We start from the raw sequence: 24,335 nt of genomic DNA, 5'->3' as shown, positions 1-24,335 counted from the left end.
TCCCGATGAGCACCGGATCCGGATCCTTCGGCGACCCGCCGGGGACGGGTGAACACCAGCCTCCGTACGCGGGGGCTGCCCATGCTGCCGGTTCACGGGACGACGGCACCTTCGCCGACGTCTTGAACGGCTTCACCCTGGATTCGGGCCGTGGTCGTCGGAAGCGCAAGAAGAACAAGCAGTCCGAGGATTTCCCGGTGAGCGGAGCACACGCCGCAGGGGAATCGGCAGTCCCGCAGCCGACCGATCAAGGAGACCGCGTGACCTCACTTGCCTCTCCACCCGACAGCGGCGCAGGCGCCGTCGGGCCGAGACCAGGTGGTCTTTTCGACCCGGGTCCACCCAGTGGCGAGTTCATCATGCCGGCCGTTTTCGAGCAGGCGCCGTCGCCGCTCGAAGAGACCGCTATCGTCCGTCCCTATGCCCTCACCGGCGGCCGGACCAAGGCGAACTACGCTCTCGAGCTGGAGACCCTCATCTCCACCAAGGACCACGTCGCAGCGGGTAGCCTCCCCGCGATGGCCGCGGACCAGATCGAATGCATTTCGATCATCGAGGAGTGCCGCACCCCGCGTTCGGTCGCCGAGATCGCGGCGACCCTGCGCGTACCGCTGGGTGTGGCACGCGTGCTGATCAGCGACGCGGCGGACGCGGGACTGGTCAGCGTGCACAAGACGATTTCGGGCAATGACGGCGCCGAGGCACATCTGGTGTTGATGGAAAGGGTTTTGAGTGGACTCCGTCGGCTTTAAGGCACCGCGGGACACCGCGCCCCCGACCATGACATCCGCGAAGATCGTCGTGGCGGGTGGCTTCGGTGCGGGCAAGACGACCTTCGTCGGGTCGGTGTCGGAGATCGTCCCGCTCACCACCGAGGCGATGATGACCGACGCCAGTCGGGGGATCGACAACCTCGATCAGACGCCCAACAAGTCGACCACCACGGTCGCGATGGACTTCGGCCGGGTTTCCCTGGACGCGGACCTGATCCTCTACCTGTTCGGCACGCCCGGGCAGCAGCGGTTCTGGTTCATGTGGGACGACCTCGTCCGCGGCGCGATCGGCGCCGTGGTGCTGGCCGACACGCGACGGCTGGCCGATTCGTTCGCGCCGATCGACTTCTTCGAGGACCGGGGCCTGCCCTACATCGTCGGGGTCAACACCTTCGACGGCATCCTCGAACACGACATCAACGACGTGCGTGAAGCGCTGTCGATCGACCCCAACATCCCGATCGTCCGGTGTGACGCGCGGGAGCGGGAGTCGACCAAACAGACGCTGATCACGCTGGTCGAGTACGCGATGCGGCAGTGGATCGCGTTGCGCGCGAGCAACTCGAGGTGATCCCGACGGCGGCAGCGTAGGGGCTGCCGCCTGGTTTCACCCCTGTTCGTAGGTCAGCAGGACCGCGCGGCCGTCGAAGGTACGGGTTCCGGTCAGCCGCAGGTTCGCCCGGGCGCCGTCCGCGAGCACCTGCTTTCCACCGCCGAGCACGACCGGGTGCACGACGACGTGGAACTCGTCGACCAGGCCGTGGTGGGCGCACGCCGTCGCGAGTTCGGTCCCGCCCGTGAGCAGCAGATCCTTGCCTGGCCTCGCCTTGAGTTCGGTCATCCGCTCGGCGAGGTCGTCGTTGATGACCTCGGTGTCCCAATCCGCCTTCTCCAGCGTCCGCGAGAAGACGACCTTCTTCGTCTCCCGCCAGATCGGCGCGAAAGCCAGGACGTGCGGGTGGGTCGACTTCTTCTCGGCCTCCGGCCAGAACGACGACATCATCTCCCAGACGCGCCGCCCGTAGACGAAGGTGTCCGAGCGGTCGGCCAGTTCCTTGGAGTGGCCGGACAGTTCGGGGCCCATCTCGGGCCAGTCGAACTCACCGTTCGGGCCCTCGATGTGGCCGTCGATCGAGGTGTGGACGAAGTAGACGAGCTTGCGCACGGTGTGCTCCCTCTCGGTGTGGCGCCCGCCTTCCGGGCGCCGGACACCGAGGGGTCGGAGCGGGCGCGAGGTTCTCGACATGTCCCTCACGCATTTAGAGGACTAAATGCGTGAGGTCTTCACGGACGACCGGATCGCCTCAGGAGCCTCACTCGCCACAGAAACCCCAGTGACCTAATACGTCACGACAGGTGCGCGTGAAGGTCCCCTTCACGCGGCTCAGCCGAGGAAACTCGCCCTTCGTGGCAGCCCGAGTACATGAAGGGGTCCTTCACGGAGCCAGGCGCAAGCAAGGGGGCCTTCATGTACTCGGCACCCGCGTCCCGAGACAGCCCAGGCACGCATTTAGAGGACTAATTGCGCGGGAGCGTCAGTACTCGTCGTGCCGCTTCCACCAGTGCCCGGGGCCATCGGTCCCGCGGCCGGACTCCTCCCAGGCCTCCTGCCGCCCGAGCGGTGTCAGGTCCAGGTAGCGCAGCGTCCCGATCAGCTGGTCCCCGCCGCGGTTCGTGGTGAAGTAGGTGCGGAACACGTCGTCGCCGTCGCGCAGGAAGACGCTGACCCCGAACCCGCCGTCGACGCCGCAGTCCGGGTTGAAGTCGCCGAGGGTCGAGACCCACGGGACGGTCCAGCCCATCCGCTCCTTGTACCGCTCGATCTCGGGCGGCGTCGCCGGCGAGACCAGGTACAGCGTGGTGTCGCGGGCGTGGAGGTGGGCGAGGTGTCCGACGTTGTCCACGAGCATCGAGCAGCCGGGGCAGCCCGCCTTCTGCCCGGGGGCGAGCATGAAGTGGTAGACGATCAGCTGACGTCGTCCCTCGAACAGGTCCAGCAGGGTGACCCGGCCCTGGGGACCTTCGAACTCGTACGTGGCGTCGAAGCGGACCATCGGGAGCCGTCGCCGTTCGGCGGCGACCGCGTCCGCGGCCCGGGTGAGTTCCTTCTCCTTGGCCAGCAACGCGTCTCGCGCGATCTGCCAGTCGTCCCGCGAGACGATTTCCGGCAGTGCCATGGTCTCAGTCATTCCGTTCGCCCTTCTGTAGTTCGGCGAGGTGCTCTTCCATGCGGTCGAAACCGCCTTCCCAGAACCGCCGGTAGCGCTCGACCCAGTCGGAGACTTCGCCGAGCGGGCCGGCCTCGAGCCGGCAGGGCCGCCATTGCGCCGTCCGGCTCCGGCTGATCAAGCCCGCGCGCTCGAGGACCTTGAGGTGTTTCGAGACGGCCTGAAGGCTGACCGGAAAGGGCTCGGCCAGCTCGTTGACGCTGGCCTCGCCCGTGGAGAGACGAGCGAGGATCGCCCGCCGGGTCGGATCCGCCAAAGCGGCGAAGGTGGCGCTGAGCTGATCAGTGGTCATCGCTGCTCAATCGATTGGTTGTTTAACCTTTGAGTTGAATATACTGGTGCGAGTTGATCTGTCAAGGACGAGTGAGAGCGCCGTCACGCGAGTAGGTGGGTTTAAAACAGTAGGAAGTCCAAGTATTTTGGAGGGATGAGCAGCGACCTGTACCGGCCCGTGAACCCCGTTCGCTTCGTGACGGCGTCGAGCCTCTTCGACGGGCACGACGCGTCCATCAACATCATGAGGCGCATCCTGCAGTCGCAGGGCGCGGAGGTGGTGCACCTCGGGCACAACAGGTCGGTCGACGAGGTCGCGACCGCGGCCATCGCCGAGGACGTCCAGGGCGTGGCCATCAGCGCCTACCAGGGCGGGCACGTCGAATACTTCAGCTACCTGGTCGAGCTGCTCAACGAGCGCGGCGCGGGGCACATCAAGGTGTTCGGCGGCGGTGGCGGCGTCATCGTCCGCGAGGAGATCGACCTGCTGCACTCGCGGGGTGTCGCGCGGATCTTCTCGCCCGAGGACGGCTACGAGATGGGCCTCCCGGGCATGATCAACATGATGATCAAGGCCTGCGACACGGATCTGACCACGCAGCCGCCGGATTCGGTCGACAAACTGCTCTCCGGGGACATCCCGGCGCTGTCGCGCGTCATCACGCAGCTTCAGCGCGAGTCGCTGCCGCAGGATTGGCTCGACAAGATCGCCGAGACCGCCAAGTCGCGGACGGTGCCTGTCCTCGGCATCACCGGTACGGGTGGTTCGGGAAAGTCGTCGCTCACCGACGAGCTGATCCGCCGGTTCCGGCTGGACCAGGAGGACAAGCTCCGCATCGCCGTGCTCGCCGTCGACCCGTCGCGCCGCAAGGGCGGGGGAGCGCTGCTGGGTGACCGCATCCGGATGAACTGTCTCGACGGCAGCCCGGTCTACTTCCGCTCGCTGGCCACGCGGACCACCAGCGGCGAGATCCCGACCGGGCTCTCCGAGTCGATCCTCGCCTGCAAGGCGGCGGGTTTCGACCTCGTGATCGTCGAGACGCCGGGTATCGGCCAGGGCGACGCCGGCATCGTCGACTACGTGGACCAGTCGCTGTACGTCATGACGCCGGAGTTCGGCGCGGCGTCGCAGCTGGAGAAGATCGACATGCTCGACTTCGCCGACGCGGTCGCGATCAACAAGTTCGAGCGCCGTGGCGCCGAAGACGCCCGTCGTGATGTCGCGCGCCAGCTCGTCCGCAACCGTGAGGCGTTCAGCTCCTCGCCCGAGGACATGCCGGTGTACGGCACGAGCGCCGCGAAGTTCAACGACGACGGCGTCACCTCGCTCTACCAGCACCTGCGCGACACCCTCGCCGAGCGCGGCCTGACCGTCTCGCCCGGCGTGCTGCCGAAGGTCGAGGGCAAGGTGTCGACCGACGCCAGCACGATCATCCCGGCGAACCGGACGCGCTATCTCGCGGAGATCTCCGACACCGTCCGCGGGTACCACGCCAAGACCGAGCAGCAGGTCGCCGCGCTCCGCAAGCGCGAACACCTCACCGCCGCCAAGGAGGCGCTGGCCGCCGTCGACGCGAGCACCGACGCGCTCGACGGGCTGCTCGCCGCCGCCGAGTCCGATGTGGACGGCGAGTCGACAAATCTGCTGGCCCGCTTCCAGGAACTGGCCGAGTCCTACCGCGCCGACGAGCTGGTCGTGAAGATCCGCGACAAGGAACTGCGCACCCAGCTCTGGCGCGACACGCTGTCCGGCAACCGGATCCCGCGCGTGGCGCTGCCGCGCTACACCGAGTCCGGCGAGCTGCTGTCGTTCCTGCGCCGCGAGCACCTGCCCGGATACTTCCCTTACACCGCGGGCGTTTTCCCGTTCAAGCGCGAGGGTGAGGATCCGGCGCGCATGTTCGCCGGCGAGGGCGACCCCTTCCGCACCAACAAGCGGTTCAAGCTTCTTTCGGCCGACTCCGAGGCGAAGCGCCTTTCGACCGCCTTCGACTCCGTCACCCTTTACGGGCACGACCCGCACACCCGCCCCGACATCTACGGCAAGGTCGGCACCTCCGGCGTCTCCATCGCGACGCTGGAGGACATGGAGGTGCTCTACGACGGCTTCGACCTGACGTCGCCGAGCACGTCGGTGTCGATGACGATCAACGGCCCGGCGCCGACGATCCTCGCGTTCTTCCTCAACACCGCGATCGACCAGCGCGTCGAGGCGTTCAAGGCCGAGCACGGCCGCGAGCCGTCCGAAACCGAGGCCGCCGAACTGCGCGAGTGGGCGCTGCGCAACGTCCGCGGCACCGTGCAGGCGGACATCCTCAAGGAGGACCAGGGGCAGAACACCTGCATCTTCTCCACCGAGTTCAGCCTGCGGATGATGGCCGACATCCAGGAATGGTTCATCGACCACGGCGTCCGGAACTTCTACTCGGTGTCGATCTCCGGCTATCACATCGCCGAGGCCGGGGCGAACCCGATCTCGCAGCTGGCCTTCACCCTCTCGAACGGTTTCACCTACGTCGAGAGCTACCTCGCGCGCGGGATGAGCATCGACGACTTCGCGCCGAACCTGTCGTTCTTCTTCTCCAACGGGATGGACGCCGAGTACTCGGTGCTGGGCCGGGTCGCGCGCCGGATCTGGGCGGTCGCGATGCGGGAGCGCTACGGCGCCAACGACCGCTCGCAGAAGCTCAAGTACCACGTGCAGACCTCCGGCCGGTCGCTGCACGCGCAGGAGATGAGCTTCAACGACATCCGCACCACGCTGCAGGCGCTGTGCGCGCTGTACGACAACGCGAACTCCTTGCACACCAACGCCTTCGACGAGGCGATCACGACGCCGTCGGAGAGTTCGGTGCGCCGGGCGATGGCCATCCAGATGATCATCAACAAGGAGTGGGGCCTGTCGAAGAACGAGAACCCGTTGCAGGGCTCGTTCATCATCGACGAGCTGACCGACCTGGTCGAAGAGGCCGTCCTGCTGGAGTTCGACCGGATCTCCGAACGCGGCGGCGTCCTGGGCGCGATGGAGACCGGCTACCAGCGCGGCAAGATCCAGGACGAGTCGATCCTCTACGAACGCCAGAAGCACGACGGCACGCTGCCGATCATCGGCGTCAACACCTTCCGCAACCCGCACGGCGGCGAGAACGACGTCGAGGTCGAACTGGCGCGGGCGACCGAGGACGAGAAGGTGTCGCAGCTGAACCGGCTGGAGGACTTCCAGCACCGGCACCACGCCGAGGCGCAGGTCGCGCTCAAGACGCTGCGTGAGGCGGCGACCCGGGGCGGCAACCTGTTCGGCGTGCTGATGGACGCGGCGCGCGTGTGCTCGCTCGGCCAGATCACCGAGGCGTTCTTCGAGGTGGGCGGGCAGTACCGGCGCAACGTCTAGCCATCGGGAATATCGCGGGGCGTGTTCGGGTAGTTGCTGAACATGGAGATCGGAATCGCCACCTTCATCACCGATGAAGGCATCAGGCCGGACGTCCTCGCCGCCGCCGTCGAAGAGCGCGGGTTCAGCTCGCTGCACATCGCGGAGCATTCGCACATCCCGGTCAGCCGGGAATCGCCGTACCCGGGCGGTGGCGAACTGCCACGCGTGTACTACCGGACGCTGGACCCGTTCGTCGCGCTGACCGCGGCGGCCGGGGCCACGTCGAACCTGATCCTGGGCACAGGCGTCGCGTTGCTCCAGCAGCGCGACGTCATCCACACGGCGAAAGAGGTCGCTTCGCTGGACCTCGTCTCGCGAGGCCGGTTCGTCTTCGGCGTCGGCGTCGGGTGGAACCGGGAGGAAATGCGCAATCACGGCACGGATCCGCGTACCCGGGGAGCGCTCGTCGACGAGCAGCTCGCCGCGTTGAAGGAGATCTGGACCAAGGACGAGGCCGAGTTCCACGGCAAGCACGTCGACTTCGACCCGATCTTCGCCTGGCCCAAGCCGGTGCAGAAGCCGCATCCGCCGATCTACATCGGCGGCGCGGGGGAGAAGGCGATGGAGCGGATCGCCAAGTACGGCGACGGCTGGCTTCCGCACGCCCACACCCCGCCGGAGGAACTTCGTCGGGTCCGTCAGTGGCTGGCCGACCAGGGCCGGGCCGACATCAAGTTCTCGGCTTTCGGTGCCACGCCTGAAGAGGAGGCGCTCGGCAGGCTGGTCGACGGCGGCGTCGACGAGGCCACGCTCTTCCTGCCGACCGAGCCCGAAGCGGCGACACTGGAACGACTCGACCAGTTCGCGAAGGTCGCCGAGAGCTTTCGAAAGGGGCAGCAGGCGTGACTGAGGTGCAAATCGGCTTGGCCGCGGCGCTGGAGCAGTTCTCGCCGCGCGAGTCGATCCGGCTGGCCGCGCTGGCCGAACAACACGGGTTCTCCGGCCAGATGGCCGCCGACCACTTCCAGCCGTGGGTCCCTCAACAGGGTGAAGCTTCCTTCGTGTGGAGCGTGCTCGCCTCGCTGGCGGAGAACACCACCGGCGATCTCGGGCCCGGCGTGACCTGTCCGTCGTTCCGGCTGCACCCGTCGATGGTCGCGCAGGCCGCGGCGACGCTGGAGGCGACCTACCCGGGCCGGACCTGGCTCGGCATCGGCTCCGGCGAGGCGCTCAACGAGCACATCATCGGCGGCTACTGGCCCGAAGCGCCCGAGCGGGTGCGGCGGATGTTCGAGGCGCTCGAGGTCATCCGGAAGCTGTTCACCGGCAAGGACGTCAAGCACAGCGGCGAGTTCTTCAAGCTGCACACCACGCGGCTGTGGACGCTGCCGGACGAGCCGCCGCCGATCTACATCGCGTCGGCGGGCCCGTACACCTCGCGCAAGACCGGCGAGCTGGCGGACGGGCTGATCACGCCGGGCGCGTCGATCGAGAAGCTGGCGGGGATCCTCGACAACTTCGGCACCGGCGCGCGCAAGGCGGGCAAGGACCCGGACTCGATGCCGAAGCTGCTGCAGGTGCACCTGTCGTGGGCCGAGGACGACGAGACGGCGTGGGCCAATGCGCTGAACCAGTGGCCCAACGGCGGCATGAAGTTCCCGAAGGCCGACATCCGCTCGCCGTTCGACTTCGCGCAGATGGCGAAACTGGTGCGGCGTGAGGACTTCGAGGGCCGCATGGTCGTCTCGTCCGACCCGGACGTGCACCGCGCGGCGCTGCAGAAGTACGTCGACGCCGGCTTCAACCGGATCTACGTCCACAACGTGGGCCGGAACCAGGACGAGTTCATCGAGACCTTCGGCCGGGACGTACTGCCGAAGCTGACGGCGTAACGGTGCTGGATGGCAGTGTGGTTGACGGGGGAACCCGCACGACGATGCAGGAATGACGATGAAGGAATTGGGACATTCAACGTCCGGAATCCTCCGTTGATCAAGATCCGGGACCGCGGCCCCCGCTCGACCGGCCACTCACCGCCCCTGTTCCCCGGGCTGAAGGGAAGCAAGGTGCCGGGTTGATGTGGCCGACGAGGCGCGAAGTGTCGCTCAGAGTGAGGGGTGTGTGGGAATTAGGGATGTTCAGCGTCCCTAATTCCACACACCCCTTCGCGACCGGGCCGGTCACGCGGGGACTGTGTGGATTTCTGGTCATCCAACGCACCAAAATCCACACAGTCGACGCCGAAGAGCCTGGCGTCGCACGGAGCCACTGACCCGGCCGCCCTGTCGTGTGGGTCGTGAGTGGTAAGTGACGTTCTAACGACACTTACCACTCACGAGGAACGTCAGACGTTCTTGTCCAGCAGCAGATGCACCGACAGTTCCAGCCGGTTCGCGACGTCGGCCGCCGAGGCGCGCCGCGTCACCCAGGCGACCAGGTTCGCCATCCAGACGTCGGCGATGACGTGGAAGATGTCGCGGTCGGCCTCGGTCGGATCCTCGATGCCCATGGCCTTGGCGAACATGTTCTCCATCAGCCGCCCGACCTGCTCGACCTCGGCGGCCGCGGTGGTGTCGGCGAACATGAACGCGCGGACCATCGCCTCGGTGAGGTGCGGGTCCCGCTGCATCATCCGGGTGTTGCGGCCGAGCACGACCATGAGCCGCTCGCTCGGGGTCTCGCCGGGGATGGTCGCGCGGTCGAGCTTCTCCTGCGCGCGTTCGAATTCCCTGGCCAGTCCGGAAACCAGCAGGTGGATCTTCGAGGGGAAGTAGCGGTACAGCGTGCCGAGCGCGACGTCCGCCTTCTCGGCGACCGCCCGCATCTGGACGGCGTCGTACCCGCCCTTCGCGGCGAGGGTGAGGGTCGCGTCGATGATGCGCCGCCGCCGGTCGCGTTGTGCCGCGGAGCCGAGCTCCTCGCCGCCCAGCGCGGAGAGACCGTTGCCGCTTCGCGTCTTCGCGCTCGTGGGTGCCTTGGCCTTCCCTGGCATCGCCACGTCCCCCTTCATCGAACGATCTTCGTAACTTGTTCCACTTTCTCCCCGTAGCGTACCCAAGCGGACGAACTGTTCAAGACGTGACCCACTGGGCAAGAAACTGTAACACGTTCTACACTCGCGGGTAGGTCTGGCGAGGAGGTCCCACCCGTGTCGATCGCGCTCACCGAGGAACAGGCGGCGCTGGCCGCGTCGATCAGGGCCTGGGCGGCCTCCGCCCATCCGGTCGACGCCGTCCGGAGTGGCCGGATCGCCGAGCCGCCGCCAGGACTGGCGGAACTCGGCCTGTTCGGCGTGGCGATTCCCGAAGACGTCGGCGGCGCGGGCGGCACACTCGCCGATCTGGCCGCAGGGCTCGCCGAAGCGGCCGAAGCGCTCGTGCCCGGTCCTGTCCTCGGGACGGCGTTGGGCGGCGCGCTGCTCGCGACGGTTCCCCAAGCCGCCAAAGAGATCCTGCCCGGTCTCGCGGACGGGACCGAACGGCTGGCGGTGGTGCTCGGCCAGGGTTTCCGCGTCTCCGGCTCGATCGTCGACGGCGAGTCGGGACCGGGTCTCGACGTTCACCCGTCGGCCTGGTTGCTGGTCTCCGACGGTGACGTCTCCGCGCTCATTCCACCCGGGACGTCCGGAGTGGACATCGAGGAGTGCGAACCGTTCGACGTCTCCCGGCCGGTGGGCCGCGTCCGGTGCGCGAAGGTAAGGCCAGAGGCGGTTTTCGACGCGCTCCCAGTGGATTCCTACGCGGCCACGCTCGGCGCCGCCGAAGCCGCGGGGATCGCGCGATGGTGTCTTCGGACCGCCGTCGAGTACGCGAAGGTGCGAGAGCAGTTCGGCCGTCCCATCGGGTCGTTCCAGGTGATCAAGCATCTGTGTGCCGAAATGCTCTGCCGGGCCGAAGTCACCGACGCGCTCGCGTGGGACGCGGCGAGGGCGGCCGACGACCCCGCGCAGCACGCCCTCGCGGCGGCGACGGCGGCGGCCTACGCCCTCGACGCGGCCGTGGCCAACGCGAAGGACTGCATCCAGGTCCTCGGCGGCATCGGCTTCACCTGGGAGCACGACGCGCACTTCTACCTGCGCCGCGCCGTGGCCCTGCGCCAGTGGCTCGGCGGTTCCACCCGCTGGCGCCGCCGCGCCGCCGAACTCGCGTTGCGGGGTGACCGCCGGACGTTGAGCGTCGAGGTCGGCGAAGACGCCGGACTCCGTGACCTGGTCGGCGAAATCGCCGGCCTGCCCGAATCGGGACGGCGTGTCGCGCTGGCCGATTCGGGGCTGCTGGCCCCGCACTGGCCCGCGCCGTACGGCCGGGGCGCCACCGCCGCCGAGCAACTGCGGATCGACGCCGCCCTCGCCGAAGCCGGCCTGCGGCGTCCGGATCTGGTCATCGGCGCCTGGGCGGTGCCGACGCTGCTGGAACACGGCTCCGACGCCCAGCGCGAACGGTTCGCCGCGGCCACACTGCGCGGCGAGATCACCTGGTGCCAGCTGTTCAGCGAGCCCGAGGCCGGCTCCGATCTCGCCTCGCTCCGCACGACGGCCCGGCGTACCGACGGCGGATGGCTGCTGAACGGCCAGAAGGTGTGGACCTCGCTCGCGCGCGAGGCCGATTGGGCGATCTGCCTGGCGCGTACCGATCCGGACGCGCCGAAACACAAGGGGATCACTTACTTCCTCGTCGACATGACCGCCGCCGGGATCAGCACGCGGCCGCTGCGCGAGATCACCGGCGACGCCGTCTTCAACGAGGTGTTCCTCGACGACGTCTTCGTCCCGGACGACATGGTGGTCGGAGAGATCGACGGCGGCTGGCGGCTCGCGCGGACCACGCTGGCGAACGAGCGCGTCGCTCTCGGCAGCGGGTCCGCGGTGGGGGAGGGGGTCGAGAACCTGCTCGCCACTCTCGGCGACGACGCGGACTTGGAGAAACTCGGCGCGCTGATCGCCGACGGGAGCACGTGTTCGGTCCTGGACCTGCGGGCGACGCTGCGGCGGCTCGGCGGTCAGGATCCGGGCGCCGAGTCGAGCGTGCGCAAACTGCTGGGCGTCCGGCATCGGCAGGCGGTGGCGGAATTCGCGCTGGAGGCGCTCGGTGAGGACGCTCTCGTGGCCGGTGATCCCGCGCAGCACGAGTTCCTGCTGACGCGGTGCCTCAGTATCGCGGGCGGTACGACGCAGGTGCTGCTGTCGTTGACGGCTGAGCGGCTGCTGGGGCTTCCACGGTCCTGAAAGTTCCGGTCATCGCACCGCGAGGTGCCGTGACCGGTCATCTCACGGCTCGTGGTGTGGTGAACGGACCGTTCACCACACCGCTGCCCGACGGCTGTCGGTCCGGTGCTCTAGCGTGCGGGTCGTGGAGTTCGGCACAGGAACCCAAGCCACCTTCGTCCCCTCGGATCCCCCGCGGGACGGTGTGCTGGCGCTCTGGGGAGACGGCGTAGCGGGTGACACCGCGATCGAACTCGTGCTGCCGGTCGGGAAGGTCTTCCGGCGCACGAAGGTCGACGCGGCACTCGTCCCGTTGTCACGCGTGATTCCGCGGCTGCTGACCGCGGACGGCGACCTGAGCCCGGCCATCGCGGCGTGGGCGGCCGTCGCCGAGGCCGGGGTGAACCTCATCGCCCGGGGCAGGCTGCTGCCCGCCGCCTCACCCGGCGGGGTGGATTCGTGGCGGGTCGGCCCGCTCGACGTCGCCGACGAAGAGATGCTGCGCGGTCTCGCCGCCGCGCTGCCGCCCGAGGCACACGCCCTGCCGCTGTCCGGGCTGAAACGGATCCGGCTGCACTCGCCGGAATCGTTGATCCGCGCCTTCTGGGACGCGACGGCCGACGTGCTGGTCCGCACGCCCGCCGCGAGTGTCGCGGCGGGTGGTCCGGCGTTCGCGGCGGCCGAGCCGACGCTGGTCGGGCCGGACGGCGCGGCTTGGCTCGCGGAACTGAGCGCCCGGCAGGCGCAGGGCGCGCATCTCGTGCTGCGCATGGAGGTGCACGAGCCCGAGGATCCCGAAGCGGAGCCGACGTTCGCCGCCGTCGTCGCCGTGCGGAGCGCCGCCGACCCGAGCCTGATCGTCGAGGCGGCGACACTGTGGGACGCGCCCGAAGCCGTCCTGGAGCGGATGGGAGAGCAGGTCGAGACCCAGATGCTGCTCGGGCTGCGTCGTGGCGCCAGGGCGTGGGCGCCGCTCGGGCGCATCCTCCAGTCGGCCGCGCCGACCGAACTGGCGCTGGAGTACGACGAGGTCGTCGACCTGCTGACCCACGGTGACGCGGCGCTCGGCGGCGCCGGCATCGAGGTGCAGTGGCCGAAGGACCTCTTCTCGGGCGAGCTCAAGGCCAAGGCGAGCGCGACGCAGACCCCGGGCAGTGTCACCGGGCCCGAGTTCACGCTCAAGAGCCTGTTGCAGTTCCGCTGGCGGCTGAGCATCGGGGACGAGGAACTCACCGATGCCGAGGTCACGGCGCTCGCGGAGGCGAAACGGCCGCTGGTGCGGCTGCGCGGTAAGTGGGTCAAGGTCGACGCGCGCTTGATCGCCAAAGTGCGCGCTCATCGCATGAAGAAGCTGTCCGGAGCCGAAGCGCTGGCCGCGGCGCTCACCGGCGAGCTGGAACTGGACGGCGAGAAGGTCGAGTTCACCGTCCCGTCGGCGATGACGGGGCTGCTCCAGCGCATCCGGGAAAGCGCCGGGGAACCGATCGAGCAACCCGCGGAACTGAAGGCCACCCTGCGGCCGTATCAGAAGGCGGGCCTCGCCTGGCTGGCGACGATGACCGGCCTCGGTCTCGGCGCCTGCCTCGCCGACGACATGGGGCTGGGCAAGACGATCCAGCTCATCTCCCTGCATCTGCACCGCCGCCCGCGCGGGGAGGGTCCCACGCTCGTCCTGTGCCCGACGTCGTTGCTGGGCAACTGGGAACGCGAATTCGCCCGGTTCGCGCCGGACATCCCGGTGCGCCGGTTCCACGGCGGCGGACGGCATCTCGACGAGGTCGCGCCGGACGAGGTCGTGCTCGCCACGTACGGCGTCCTCCGGCGGGATCGCGAGACACTGTCCGAAGTGGACTGGGGGATGATCGCCGCCGACGAGGCGCAGCACGTCAAGAACCCGCTTTCGGTCACCGCCAAGGAGCTGCGGAAGATCCCGGCCGCCGCGAAAGTGGCCCTGACCGGGACGCCGATGGAGAACCGGCTCACCGAGCTGTGGTCCATTGTGGACTGGACGACGCCGGGCCTGCTCGGCTCCCTCGACGGGTTCCGCCGCAAGGTCGCCCGCCCGATCGAACGCAACCGGGACGTCGCCGCCACCGAGCGGCTGGCCGCGACCGTGCGGCCGTTCCTGTTGCGCCGCAAGAAGACCGACCCGGACATCGCCCCCGAACTCCCGCGCAAGACCGAGACCGACCGGTTCGTCCCGCTCACCGCCGAGCAGACGACCCTGTACGAGGCCGTGGTCCGGGAGAACCTCGCGATGATCCGCGAGCTGGACGGCGCGGCCCGGCGCGGGCAGGTGCTCAAACTGCTCACCGAGCTCAAGCAGATCTGCAACCATCCGGCGCAGTACCTCAAGGAACCCGGGGTGCTGCACGGCCGCTCCGGCAAGCTCGCCGCCTTCGAGGAACTGCTCGACGTCATCCTCGACGAGGGCGACAGCGTGCTCGTGTTCAGCCAGTACGTCCAGCTGTGCCGCCTGCTGGAGAAACGCCTGGCCGAACGCGGGCTGCCGACGATGCTGCTGTCCGGGTCGAGCACGCCCAAGGACCGCGAGGACATGGTCGCCCGGTTCCAGGCCGGTGAGGTGCCGGTGTTCCTGTTGTCGCTGAAGGCGGGCGGCGTCGGGCTCAACCTGACCAAGGCGACCCACGTGATCCACTACGACCGCTGGTGGAACCCGGCGGTCGAGGACCAGGCCACCGACCGCGCGTACCGGATCGGGCAGGACAGGCCGGTCCAGGTGCACCGGCTGATCGCCGAGGGCACCCTGGAAGAGCGCATCGCCACGGTGCTGGAGACCAAACGCGGGCTGGCCGACGCGGTCATCGGCGCGGGCGAGAACTGGATCACCGAACTGTCCGACGACGAACTCGCCGACCTCGTCCGGCTCGGGGAGACCTGATGCCCGGCGTGACCGGCCGGAAACGGCGCACCTTCGGCAACACGTGGTGGGGTGCGGCGTGGGTCGAGGCGCTGGAAGAGCGCGCGAAGCTCGACCCGAACCGGTTGCCGCGCGGCCGGACGTACGCGCGCAAAGGCACGGTCAGCAAGCTCGCGGTCGGCGCGGGCGAGGTGACGGCCTGGGTGCAGGGCAGCCGGGCGGTGCCGTACCGGGTGACCATCCACATGCAGGCGTTCACCGACGCTCAGTGGGAGAGCCTGCTCGGCATGGCCGGCTCCCGGCTCGGACACGTCGCCGCCCTGCTCGACGGCGAACTGCCCGGCGAGCTGGCCGAGGACGCGCGGGCCGCCGGCGCGGACCTGCTCCCCGGCCCCGGCGATCTCCGCCCGAAGTGCTCCTGTCCCGACAGCGCGAATCCGTGCAAGCACGTCGCCGCGGTGTACTACCTGGTCGCGGACGAGGTCGACGCCGATCCGTTCGTGCTGTTCCTGCTGCGCGGCAGGCCGAGGGAAGCCGTCCTCGCGGAACTGCGGTCGCGACGGGCTCCCGCGAGTCAGCCGGGCAAGCGGGTGCGCGCCCCCGCGGCGCCCGGTGTGGATCCGAAACGCGCCTACACCCGGCGGATCGCCGCGCTGCCGCCTCGGCTGGCCGTCCCGGGCACGGTCGGACCGCCCGCCGTCCTCGACGTCGACCCGCCGCACCGCACCGGCTGGAGCAGCGAAATCTTCGCGGAACTGGCGGCCGATGCCGCCGCGAGGGCGTGGGAGCTGCTGGTCATGGGGCCGGAGCGGGAAACGGAGCTGTCGTTCGTGGAAGACCTCGCGCGCCGGGCGGCCGCAGGCGATCCCGGCGATGTCGCCGGACTCGCCGAAGCGGCGGGGATCCCGGTGCGGGATCTGACCGCGTGGGCGCAGGCGTGGCGGGAAGCGGGCAGGGGCGGGATGGCGGTGGTCCGGGAGGTCTGGCGGCCGGCGCAGGCGCCGCTCGCGCAGGCCAAGGCGGACTTCGCCGAGTCAGGCCTGCCGGGGACGCCGAAGACCTGGCGGAACCGCATCACCCAGGGCGACCTGCAACTGCGCTACGGCCGCGACGAACGGTGGTACCGCTTCGTACGCGACGGCGAAGGCTGGCGGGTCGACGGTCCGGCGTCCACACGGCCGACGGACGTGATCTATCCACCCTGACGCCGGCGGAGGGCATGGGCTGAGGTGGTCGTGAGTGGTAAGTGTCGTTCTAACGCGACTTACCACTCACGACCCACTCGACCGGCGCTTCTCCGACCGGTAAGCCCACTCCAGGAACCGTTCCACCCCGCGGACCACGTGCGCGCTGCGGATCGAGGGGAAGACGTCGAAAGCGTGCTGGGCGCCGGAGATCTCCGCGTAGGCGACCTCACGCTGGGACTTCTCCCGCAGGCGCCGCACGAATTCGCGGGCCTCGCCCACCGGCACCAGCGAGTCGTGGACGCCGTGGATCACGAAGAACGGCGGCGCGTCCTCGGTGATCCGGTCCAGCGGTGACGCCGCGATGTAGTCGTCGAGGAAGTTCACCGGATCCCTGTCCGATTCGAAGACGTGCCGGGCGATCAGCGTCTTCAGCCGGGTTTGGCTGGAGCGCCGCCCGCTGGTCGCGGCGAAGTCGTACACGCCGTAGTGCGGGGCGCACGCCTGGATGCTCGTGTCCGCCTCGGTGAAGCCGGGCTGGAGCGCCGGGTCGTTCGCGGTCAGTGCCAGCAGCGCCGCGAGATGCCCGCCAGCCGAACCCCCGGTGACGGCGACGAACGACGGGTCGCCGCCGTAGGACTCGGCGTTGTCCCGGATCCAGGCCAGCGCGCGTTTCGCCGCGACGATGTGCGCCGGCCAGCGGGCGGCGGGGGAGAGCGGGTAGTTGATCGCGATGCAGATCCAGCCGCGTTTGGCCATGTGCAGCATCAGCGGCAGGCCCTGCTGGTCCTTGTTGCCGATCACCCACGCGCCGCCGTGTACCTGCAGCAGGATCGGCGCGCCGGTGACCGGTTCGCGCGGGGCGTAGACGTCGAGCAGGAACCGCTTCCCGCCGGGCGCGTAGGCGATGTCGCGCGTCCGCCGGACCTCCGGATCGCGCATGCGGAACGGCATGGCCAGCTGGCCCCACGGGGTCGCGAGGTCGGTCGGGCTCGGCGGGTGCTCGAGTTCGTCGGCGTAGGCGTTGCCGATGCCTTCGGTGAGCGCGGTCTCGATCTCGCCCCGGGCTCGCTGGGACTGCGCGATCAGCGCGCCGAGCCCGGCCGCCGACGCCGTCGCGAGCGCGAGACCGGCCTTGCTCGACCCGCTCCGGTGCCGTGCGACGTGCGCCGCCGCGTCGGCCGCGGTGAGTGCGAGCAGATGCGGGGCCAGTTCCCCGGTGAGCCAGCCCGCGAAGAACGCCGGGACCGCCGTCCGGGCACCTCTCGGCGGCTTCAGCGCGTTCGCGGTGAGCGCGAGCTGGAGTGCCTGTCGGACGACGAAACTCGGCTGCATGGGCACCGATCCTACCCCCGGGTAACCGTCTAGAACCGGTTGCAAAGTTCACTTAAGGTGATTCTTATGCAGAGACTGAGCGGTCTGGACGCGAGTTTCCTCTACCTGGAGACGCAGGCCCAGGTCCTGCATGTGTGCGGACTGCTCACCTTGGACGGCTCGACCATGCCCGGCGGCTACGACTTCGAGCGCTTCAAGGAGAAACTGGCCGAACGGGTCAAGCTGATCCCGGCATTCCGGCGCAAGCTGCACAATCCACTCTGGAACCTGACGCATCCGGTGTGGGTCGAGGACGAGGACTTCGACCTCGAAGCCCACGTTCACCGGATCGGCGTACCCGCGCCCGGTGACCGGCGGGAACTGGCCGGACTCTGCGCCCACATCGCGGGACAACGCTTGGACCGCGCGCAGCCACTCTGGCAGTTGTACGTCATCGAAGGCCTGGCCGACGGCGGGATCGCGGTCCTGCTGAAGATGCACCACGCCAGCGTCGACGGGGTCAGCGGCGCCAGCCTGATCACCTATCTCGCCGGTCTCGAACCGGACGCCGCGCCGCCGGAGATCGCGAAGGACGAACGCCACAACGGAGGCGTCCCCGGCAGGCGCGCGCTGCTCGGCGAGGGGCTGACGTCGTTCGCGAAACGTCCGGTCGAGGTCGTCAAACTACTCCCGGACCTGCTCGGACTCGTCCCGAAATGGCTGGGTAAAGCGTTGCAGGGCAAGGGAATGCCGGTCCCGTTCACCGCGCCGCGGACGTCGTTCAACGGGACGATCACGGGACACCGCAGCGTCGCCTACACCTCGCTCGACCTCGACGAGGTCAAACGGATCAAGAACGCCTTCGGGGTGACCGTCAACGACGTCGTCCTCGCCGTCGTTTCCGGTGCGCTGCGCCGGTTCCTGCGGGATCGCGGCGAACTGCCGGAGGACCCGCTGGTGGCGACCGTGCCGGTGTCGGTGCACGAACGCACCGAACGCGACCACGGCAGCAACAAGGTCTCGGCGTTCTTCGCCTCGCTGCCCACGCACCTGGAGGATCCCGCCGCGCGGGTGTTCATGCTCGCGGAGTCGAACCGGCACTCCAAGGACCACCACCACGACATCCACGCCGACATGCTCCAGGACTGGGCCCAGTTCTCGGCGGCGACCATGTTCGGCCTCGCGGTGCGCGCGTATTCCGCGCTGCGCCTGGCCGAACGGCATCCGGTGGTGCACAACCTGGTGGTGTCCAATGTGCCCGGTCCGCCGATGCCGCTGTACCTGCTGGGCTGCCGGATCACCGGGCTCTACCCGCTCGGGCCGGTGTTCCACGGCGCCGGGCTCAACGTCACCGTGCTGTCCAACGCTGGCCGGGTCGACGTCGGCCTGCTCGGCGCGCGCGAACTGACCGGGGAGCTGTGGCCGCTCGCCGACCACTTCCCGGACGCTCTCGCCGAACTGCTCGAAGCCACGCCGTAGCTCCCTCCTCCCGTGCCCCCGTTTCCCGAGGGGGTTGCCGTCACGCCTCCTTCCGGATAAGACTAGAACAGGTTTCAGTATTGTGCCCGTTCGCCCCGGTGAGGAGCCAGTGTGGACTTCCAGTTCGACGAGACGCAGACCGAGGTCACCGCGCTGACCGCGGGCGTGCTCGGCAAGGATCGCGAGCCCGCGGACACGTGGCGCGCGCTCGCCGACGCCGGTCTGCTCGCCCTGGCGTTGCCCGCCGAACTCGGCGGTGACGGCCTCGGTGTCGCCGAAGTCGCCTTGGTGCTGACCGAACTCGGTCGCGTCGCCTCGCCGACGCCCGCGCTGGCGACGCTGGCCTTCGGGGTCCTGCCGGTCACCGCGCTCGGCGGCCCGGACCAGCGTGCGGCGCTGCTGCCGCCGGTCGCCGCGGGCGATTCCGTGCTCACCGCCGCTTTGCACGAACCCTCCGCGCCGTTCACCACCCGGCCCGCGACCGCCGCGGAATCGGCCGGGGACTGGCGGCTGAGCGGGGTCAAGGTCGGCGTGCCGTTCGCGGCGGAGGCCACCCGGATCCTGACGCCCGCCTCGCTGCCCGGCGGCACCGGCGTCTTCCTGGTCGATCCACGGGCCGACGGCGTGACGCTGACCCCGACGAGAACGTCTTGCGGCACGCCGGACTACACGATGACGCTGGACTCGGTGACCGTCACCGACGCCGATCTCCTGAACGGGCACGGCCCCGGCGAGTCGATCGCGACCCTGCACCGGTTCGCGCTCGCGGGCTCGGTGGCGTTCGGCGACGGGCTGCTCGCCGGCGCGCTCGCGCTGACCACCAAGCACGTCGGCGAACGCGAGCAGTTCGGGCGCCCGCTGGCGGCGTTCCAGGCGGTGGCGCAACAGATCGCGGACGTCTACGTCGCGTCGAGGACCGTCCAGCTGGCCGCGCGGTCGGCGGTCTGGCGGCTCGGGGCGGGGCTCGACGCCGACGCGGAACTCGACATCGCGGCGTACTGGCTGGCGGAGGAGGCGCCCGGGGCGCTGGCCGTCTGCCATCACCTGCACGGCGGGATCGGCGTGGACGAAACCTATCCACTGCACCGGTTCTCGTCGGCTGTCAAGGATCTGGGACGAACGCTCGGCGGCGCCTCGCATCGGCTGGCCGCGGTGGGCGAACTGGTGGCGGGGTGAGAATGCTGATCGAACTGACCGCGGCGCAGCAGCAACTGCGAACCGAACTGCGAGAGTACTTCGCCGGCCTGGTGAGCGCCGACGAGCGGCGCGCGATGCTGCGCGAGCGGCACGGACCGGTGTACCGCGAGATCGTGCGGCGGATGGGCCGCGACGGCCGGCTCGGCGTCGGCTGGCCCGAACAGTACGGCGGCCGGGGTTTCGGCGAGATCGAGCAGCACATCTTCGTCGACGAGGCCGCCCGGGCCGACGTCCAGCTGCCGTCGGTGACGCTGCAGACCGTCGGGCCCACGTTGCAGGCGTTCGGCACCGAGGAACAGAAGTCCTTGTTCCTGCCCAAGATCCTCGCGGGCGAGGTGCATTTCGCCATCGGCTACACCGAACCCGACGCGGGAACGGACCTCGCGGCGCTGCGCACGACGGCGGTGCGCGAAGGGGACGAGTACGTCGTCAACGGCCAGAAGATCTTCACCACCGGCGGGCACGACGCCGACTACATCTGGCTGGCCGTGCGGACCGAGCAGGACGCGCCGAAGCACAAGGGGATCTCGATCCTCATCATGGACACCCGCGATCCGGGCTACTCCTGGACACCGATCATCACCTGCGATGGCGCGCACCACGTGAACGCCACCTACTACTCCGACGTCCGGGTGCCCGCGAACATGCTGGTGGGCAAGGAGAACGAGGGCTGGCGGCTGATCACCACCCAGCTCAACCACGAACGCGTCATGCTCGGCCCCGCCGGGCGGATCGGCGGCCTGTGCGACCGCGTCCGCGACTGGGCGGCGTCGAGGAAGGCCCCGGACGGCACGCCGCTGCTCCAGTTACCCGACGTCCGGGCCGTACTCGCGGAAACCCTGGCGACCGCCCGGATCAACGAACTGCTGAACTGGCAGGTCGCGGCGTCGTCGGCGACCGGGCCGGTGGCGGTGGCCGACGCCTCGGCCACCAAGATCGTCGGTTCCGAGCGCATCCAGCGGCTGACCAGGAAACTGGAGGAGATCGTGGCACGACACGGCGATCAGGCCGACGCCGAAACCGCGGATCTGGCGCGGTGGCTGGACGTGGTGGCCAAACGCAATCTGGTGCTGACCTTCGGCGGCGGCGTCAGCGAGATCCAGCGCGAGCTGATCGCCACCGCCGGGCTCGGCTTGCCGAGGGTGCCGCGATGAGCATCCAGGAAGCCGCGGAACGCATCGCCGCGCAAGGGGAATCCGCGCCGAGGGCCGCCCGCGACGCGGTCAACCAGGCGATGGTGAACAACTGGGTCGAAGCCCTCGGTGACCGCAACCCGGTCTACGTCGACGAGGAGTTCGCCGCCGGGAGCGTCCACAAGGGGCTCGTCGCGCCGCCCGCGATGGCGCAGGTGTGGACGATGGGTGGGCTGCACTGGACGAGGACGTCGGACGATCCGCTCGGCGCGATGATGGAGGTGCTCGACGAAGCCGGGTTCACCTCGGTCGTCGCGACCAACTCCGAGCAGAACTACTTCCGCTATCTGCGGCACGGCGAGCGGGTCGAGGCGACCGCGAAACTCGAAAGCGTCGTCGGGCCGAAACGTACCGCGCTGGGCGAAGGCTGGTTCGTGACCACGAAGACCACCTGGTACGTCGGCGACGAGGCCGTCGCGGACATGGTCTTCCGGGTGCTGAAGTTCCGTCCGCCGGGCGCCGAGCCCGCGAAGCAGGCGGCCCCGGTCCTGCGACCGGTGATCAGCAAGGACACCGAGTTCTTCTGGGCCGGGCTGCGTGAAGGGGAACTGCGGATCCAGCGGTGGGGCGAGACCCTGCGGCATCCGCCCGGCCCGATGCCGCCCGGCGGCGACCTCGACGCCAAGCCGGACTACGTCGTCGCGTGCGGTCGCGGGACGGTCTACAGCTACGTGGTGCACCACCATCCGAAGGTCCCCGGCAAGGATCTGCCGTTCGTGGTCGCGCTCGTCGAACTGGAGGAGGGTGTCCGGGTGATGGGCGAACTGCTCGACGCCGATCCGGAGTCCGTCCACATCGGACTCGGCGTGGAAGCGGCCTTCGTGAAGATCGACGACGAACTGACGTTGCCCGCTTGGAGGGTCGCGCGATGAAGGACTGTTCGGTCGGCACCGAGCTGCCGCCGCTGACGATCGAGGCCACTCCGACCTTCGTGGTGAGCACCGCGGTGGCGACCCGGGACTTCCAGGACGTCCACCACGACCGGGACGCCGCCGTGCGACGCGGATCGAAGGACATCTTCCTCAACATCCTCACCGACACCGGTCTGGTGCAACGGTTCGTCACCGACTGGGCGGGGCCGGAGGCGTTCGTGCGGTCGATCAAGATCCGGCTCGGCGTGCCCTGCTACGCCTACGACACCCTGACCTTCACCGGCCGGGTCACGGAACGGGACGGTGACGACGTGGTGATCGCGGTGTCCGGAGTGGACAGTCTTGGCGAGCACGTGGTGGGTACCGTGGCGATCACGCTGGGAGTCGAGTGATGACCCTGTCCGAACGGGCGGCGATCGCCGGGATCGGCGCGACGGAGTTCTCCAAGGATTCCGGGCGCAGCGAGTTGCGCTTGGCGGCGGAAGCGGTTTCGAGCGCGCTGAAGGACGCCGGGCTCTCGCCGTCCGATGTGGACGGCCTGGTGTCGTTCACCATGGACGGCAACAGCGAGATCGCCGTGGCGCGGGAACTCGGCATCCCCGAACTCAAGTTCTTCAGCCGGATCCACTACGGCGGCGGCGCGGCGGCGGCCACCGTGCAGCAGGCCGCGATGGCCGTCGCGACCGGCGTCGCGGACGTCGTCGTCGCGTACCGCGCGTTCAACGAACGGTCCGGGATGCGGTTCGGGCAGGTGTCCTCGGCCGCGGCGGGGCAGGTGAACTCTTCGGGCGTCGACAACGCGTTCCACTACCCGATGGGGATCGCGACGCCCGCCGCGACCGTCGCCATGCTCGCCCGGCGCTACATGCACGAGTACGGCGCGACCAGCGAGGACTTCGGCCGGGTGGCGGTCATCGACCGCGCCCGCGCGGCGACGAACCCGAAGGCCTGGTTCTACGGCAAACCGATCACGCTCGAAGACCATCAGGCGTCCCGCTGGGTCGCCGAACCGTTGCACCTGCTGGACTGCTGCCAGGAGAGCGACGGCGGTGTCGCGCTGGTGATCACCAGCGCCGAACGGGCGCGCGACCTGCCGCACCGGCCCGCCGTGATCGCGGCGGCCGCGCAGGGGAGTGGTCCGGACCAGTACGTGATGACCAGCTACTACCGTGACGACCTCCCGGCGCTGCCGGAGATGGGCGTCGTGGGGCGGCAGCTGTGGGCGCAGTCCGGACTCGGGCCCGGTGACATGGACCTCGCCGTGCTCTACGACCACTTCACCCCTTACGTCCTGATGCAGCTGGAAGAACTCGGGTTCTGCGGCAAGGGCGAGGCCAAGGACTTCATCGGCGGCGGCACCCTGGAACTCGACGGGAAACTCCCGCTCAACCCGCACGGCGGGCAGCTGGGGGAGGCCTACATCCACGGGATGAACGGGATCGCCGAAGGGGTCCGGCAGTTGCGGGGCGACGCCGTCAACCAGGTCGACGGGGCCGCGCGAGTGCTCGTGACCGCCGGCACCGGCGTACCTACGAGCGGACTGGTCCTGACCGCGGGCTGAGATCACCCCGATGCCCGATGGTGTACTAGTGCGCCACCTGCGACGGTGAGAGGGATACCGGCCAGGAGGGTGAGATGTCTGGACCACTCGTCGTCGCGTGGACCCTGACCGCGGTGTTCGCCGCGCTGGTCCTGCCCTGCGTGCTGAGACTCGTCCGGTTGGACTACGGGCGCCACGGCGCGCGGGTCCGCAACGGCGACCTCGCCGAACTGCTGCTCGTCGTCGCCATGGTCGCGATGCTGTCCCCGGTGGGCGGCCCGATCCCCGCGGCGGGCTGGCAGGCGGTGCTGGCACTGACCGCGGGCTGGTTCGCCGTCTCGTGGTGGAAGGGGCGGCGGTCCGGGCACTCCGCGTGCGGGCACCACGCCGTGTCCGCCGTCGCGATGCTGTTCATGGTGACGTTCATGCCACACAGCGAGGTTTCTCACGGTCCGTGGCTGGTGATGTCCGGCCCCGGTGGCGGTTCGGCGCTGTGGCTTTCGCTGGTCTTCGGTGCCGTTGCCGTGTATTTCGCGGTGGACGCCGTGCGCGCCGGTGTCCTCGCGGCGCGAGGAAACGGCGAATCCGGTCAGGTGTCGCGGCGCGTCTGCCGGGTCATCATGGGCGCCGGGATGGGCTACATGCTCATCGGCGCGGCCCTCTGACCCGCGAGTAGTCACCTGCTTGCGGGGCCTGTAAGCGCGAGTAGGTGATTGAACGCGGCATGTATCGCGTCCCGCGTGTTGCGAAAGCCACAGTGATGATGATGTGTGTGGACGGAGACCGTGGAGGGTTTGGCCCGGAATGAGCTTCCCCCGGTTGTCC

20 protein-coding genes are annotated in these 24,335 nt (G+C 69.2%); 15 read left to right on the top strand and 5 right to left on the bottom strand.

From position 1 onward, the window contains the following. Window positions 1-5: 5 nt before the first annotated feature. Window positions 6-752 (top strand): DUF742 domain-containing protein, encoded by a 747-nt coding sequence (locus B0293_RS43910; protein WP_209437354.1) that lies wholly within the window; start codon window positions 6-8, stop codon window positions 750-752. Window positions 753-780: 28 nt separating this feature from the next. Beyond that, window positions 781-1,344, top strand: coding sequence for a GTP-binding protein (locus B0293_RS09685; protein WP_020637517.1), 564 nt, complete (start codon window positions 781-783; stop codon window positions 1,342-1,344). 36 nt (window positions 1,345-1,380) lie between these two features. On the opposite strand, the gene B0293_RS09680 is transcribed toward B0293_RS09685, so the two are convergent. From B0293_RS09680 to B0293_RS09670, 3 genes are all read right to left on the bottom strand, one after another. Then, window positions 1,381-1,938 carry a dihydrofolate reductase family protein gene (locus B0293_RS09680; protein WP_005166052.1) on the bottom strand — a complete coding sequence of 186 codons (558 nt, stop codon included), beginning with the start codon at window positions 1,936-1,938 and terminating at the stop codon, window positions 1,381-1,383. A 370-nt stretch (window positions 1,939-2,308) separates the two neighbouring features. After that, window positions 2,309-2,962 carry a DUF899 domain-containing protein gene (locus B0293_RS09675; RefSeq protein WP_052014598.1) on the bottom strand — a complete coding sequence of 218 codons (654 nt, stop codon included), beginning with the start codon at window positions 2,960-2,962 and terminating at the stop codon, window positions 2,309-2,311. Next, entirely contained in the window at window positions 2,955-3,293 is a 339-nt protein-coding gene (locus tag B0293_RS09670) for an ArsR/SmtB family transcription factor (protein WP_005166049.1), read from the bottom strand. The genes B0293_RS09675 and B0293_RS09670 overlap by 8 nt, the downstream gene beginning before the upstream one ends. Window positions 3,294-3,428: 135 nt before the next feature. Here B0293_RS09670 and icmF point away from each other — a divergent pair, with 135 nt between their 5' ends. The 3 genes from icmF to B0293_RS09655 are packed head-to-tail and all read left to right on the top strand — an operon-like array spanning window position 3,429 to window position 8,539. Beyond that, window positions 3,429-6,665: a fused isobutyryl-CoA mutase/GTPase IcmF gene (gene icmF / locus B0293_RS09665; RefSeq protein WP_039919519.1), complete on the top strand. Its 3,237-nt coding sequence runs from the start codon at window positions 3,429-3,431 to the stop codon at window positions 6,663-6,665. 42 nt (window positions 6,666-6,707) lie between these two features. After that, a complete protein-coding gene (locus B0293_RS09660) occupies window positions 6,708-7,553 on the top strand; it encodes an LLM class F420-dependent oxidoreductase (RefSeq protein ID WP_005166044.1) in 846 nt (281 codons plus the stop codon). Beyond that, window positions 7,550-8,539, top strand: coding sequence for a TIGR03557 family F420-dependent LLM class oxidoreductase (locus tag B0293_RS09655; protein ID WP_039919518.1), 990 nt, complete (start codon window positions 7,550-7,552; stop codon window positions 8,537-8,539). Before B0293_RS09660 ends, B0293_RS09655 begins: the two co-directional genes overlap by 4 nt. A 452-nt stretch (window positions 8,540-8,991) precedes the next feature. Here the strand turns inward: B0293_RS09655 and kstR are convergent, their stop codons facing one another. Continuing rightward, window positions 8,992-9,639: a cholesterol catabolism transcriptional regulator KstR gene (gene kstR, locus B0293_RS09650; protein WP_039919529.1), complete on the bottom strand. Its 648-nt coding sequence runs from the start codon at window positions 9,637-9,639 to the stop codon at window positions 8,992-8,994. 156 nt (window positions 9,640-9,795) lie between these two features. On the opposite strand from kstR, the gene B0293_RS09645 reads away from it, so the two are divergent. The 3 genes from B0293_RS09645 to B0293_RS09635 all read left to right on the top strand — a co-directional run bounded on the left by B0293_RS09645 (window position 9,796) and on the right by B0293_RS09635 (window position 15,936). After that, window positions 9,796-11,871, top strand: a complete 2,076-nt coding sequence (locus B0293_RS09645; RefSeq protein WP_077241284.1) for an acyl-CoA dehydrogenase — start codon at window positions 9,796-9,798, stop codon at window positions 11,869-11,871. A 115-nt stretch (window positions 11,872-11,986) separates the two neighbouring features. Further along, a complete protein-coding gene (locus tag B0293_RS09640; RefSeq protein ID WP_005166035.1) occupies window positions 11,987-14,752 on the top strand; it encodes a DEAD/DEAH box helicase in 2,766 nt (921 codons plus the stop codon). After that, window positions 14,752-15,936: an SWIM zinc finger family protein gene (locus B0293_RS09635; RefSeq protein WP_005166033.1), complete on the top strand. Its 1,185-nt coding sequence runs from the start codon at window positions 14,752-14,754 to the stop codon at window positions 15,934-15,936. Before B0293_RS09640 ends, B0293_RS09635 begins: the two co-directional genes overlap by 1 nt. A gap of 66 nt (window positions 15,937-16,002) precedes the next feature. Here the strand turns inward: B0293_RS09635 and B0293_RS09630 are convergent, their stop codons facing one another. Next, window positions 16,003-17,250, bottom strand: coding sequence for an alpha/beta hydrolase (locus B0293_RS09630; RefSeq protein WP_005166032.1), 1,248 nt, complete (start codon window positions 17,248-17,250; stop codon window positions 16,003-16,005). Between the two features lie 66 nt (window positions 17,251-17,316). On the opposite strand from B0293_RS09630, the gene B0293_RS09625 reads away from it, so the two are divergent. The 7 genes from B0293_RS09625 to B0293_RS09595 all read left to right on the top strand — a co-directional run bounded on the left by B0293_RS09625 (window position 17,317) and on the right by B0293_RS09595 (window position 24,175). Further along, on the top strand, window positions 17,317-18,708 hold the full coding sequence (locus B0293_RS09625) for a WS/DGAT/MGAT family O-acyltransferase (RefSeq protein WP_005166030.1): 1,392 nt from the start codon (window positions 17,317-17,319) through the stop codon (window positions 18,706-18,708). Between the two features lie 111 nt (window positions 18,709-18,819). Then, the gene (locus B0293_RS09620; RefSeq protein WP_005166029.1) at window positions 18,820-19,884 is read left to right on the top strand and encodes an acyl-CoA dehydrogenase family protein; all 1,065 of its coding nucleotides are present in this window, start codon (window positions 18,820-18,822) and stop codon (window positions 19,882-19,884) included. A 2-nt stretch (window positions 19,885-19,886) separates the two neighbouring features. Further along, on the top strand, window positions 19,887-21,059 hold the full coding sequence (locus tag B0293_RS09615) for an acyl-CoA dehydrogenase family protein (RefSeq protein WP_005166027.1): 1,173 nt from the start codon (window positions 19,887-19,889) through the stop codon (window positions 21,057-21,059). Further along, entirely contained in the window at window positions 21,056-21,970 is a 915-nt protein-coding gene (locus B0293_RS09610; RefSeq protein WP_005166023.1) for a bifunctional MaoC family dehydratase N-terminal/OB-fold nucleic acid binding domain-containing protein, read from the top strand. The genes B0293_RS09615 and B0293_RS09610 overlap by 4 nt, the downstream gene beginning before the upstream one ends. Beyond that, entirely contained in the window at window positions 21,967-22,362 is a 396-nt protein-coding gene (locus tag B0293_RS09605; protein WP_005166022.1) for a MaoC family dehydratase, read from the top strand. Before B0293_RS09610 ends, B0293_RS09605 begins: the two co-directional genes overlap by 4 nt. Further along, window positions 22,362-23,531 (top strand): lipid-transfer protein, encoded by a 1,170-nt coding sequence (locus B0293_RS09600; RefSeq protein ID WP_039919516.1) that lies wholly within the window; start codon window positions 22,362-22,364, stop codon window positions 23,529-23,531. Before B0293_RS09605 ends, B0293_RS09600 begins: the two co-directional genes overlap by 1 nt. 74 nt (window positions 23,532-23,605) lie before the next feature. Then, window positions 23,606-24,175, top strand: a complete 570-nt coding sequence (locus B0293_RS09595; protein WP_005166020.1) for a DUF5134 domain-containing protein — start codon at window positions 23,606-23,608, stop codon at window positions 24,173-24,175. Window positions 24,176-24,335 lie beyond the last annotated feature (160 nt).

The organism is Amycolatopsis azurea DSM 43854, assembly GCF_001995215.1.
Lineage (GTDB): Bacteria > Actinomycetota > Actinomycetes > Mycobacteriales > Pseudonocardiaceae > Amycolatopsis > Amycolatopsis azurea.
The sequence above is the reverse complement of the archived record's forward strand: the minus strand, read 5'-3'. Positions and strand labels throughout refer to the sequence as shown.

Coding starts and splice junctions, on each gene's coding strand:
- B0293_RS09630 (WP_005166032.1), bottom strand. CDS start 17,250: ATGCAGCCGAGTTTCGTCGTCCGACAGGCACTCCAGCTCGCGCTCACC.
- B0293_RS09595 (WP_005166020.1), top strand. CDS start 23,606: ATGTCTGGACCACTCGTCGTCGCGTGGACCCTGACCGCGGTGTTCGCC.
- B0293_RS09635 (WP_005166033.1), top strand. CDS start 14,752: ATGCCCGGCGTGACCGGCCGGAAACGGCGCACCTTCGGCAACACGTGG.
- B0293_RS09610 (WP_005166023.1), top strand. CDS start 21,056: ATGAGCATCCAGGAAGCCGCGGAACGCATCGCCGCGCAAGGGGAATCC.
- B0293_RS09605 (WP_005166022.1), top strand. CDS start 21,967: ATGAAGGACTGTTCGGTCGGCACCGAGCTGCCGCCGCTGACGATCGAG.
- B0293_RS09615 (WP_005166027.1), top strand. CDS start 19,887: ATGCTGATCGAACTGACCGCGGCGCAGCAGCAACTGCGAACCGAACTG.
- B0293_RS09660 (WP_005166044.1), top strand. CDS start 6,708: ATGGAGATCGGAATCGCCACCTTCATCACCGATGAAGGCATCAGGCCG.
- icmF (WP_039919519.1), top strand. CDS start 3,429: ATGAGCAGCGACCTGTACCGGCCCGTGAACCCCGTTCGCTTCGTGACG.
- B0293_RS09600 (WP_039919516.1), top strand. CDS start 22,362: ATGACCCTGTCCGAACGGGCGGCGATCGCCGGGATCGGCGCGACGGAG.
- B0293_RS09625 (WP_005166030.1), top strand. CDS start 17,317: ATGCAGAGACTGAGCGGTCTGGACGCGAGTTTCCTCTACCTGGAGACG.
- B0293_RS43910 (WP_209437354.1), top strand. CDS start 6: ATGAGCACCGGATCCGGATCCTTCGGCGACCCGCCGGGGACGGGTGAA.
- B0293_RS09685 (WP_020637517.1), top strand. CDS start 781: ATGACATCCGCGAAGATCGTCGTGGCGGGTGGCTTCGGTGCGGGCAAG.
- kstR (WP_039919529.1), bottom strand. CDS start 9,639: ATGCCAGGGAAGGCCAAGGCACCCACGAGCGCGAAGACGCGAAGCGGC.
- B0293_RS09670 (WP_005166049.1), bottom strand. CDS start 3,293: ATGACCACTGATCAGCTCAGCGCCACCTTCGCCGCTTTGGCGGATCCG.
- B0293_RS09675 (WP_052014598.1), bottom strand. CDS start 2,962: ATGACTGAGACCATGGCACTGCCGGAAATCGTCTCGCGGGACGACTGG.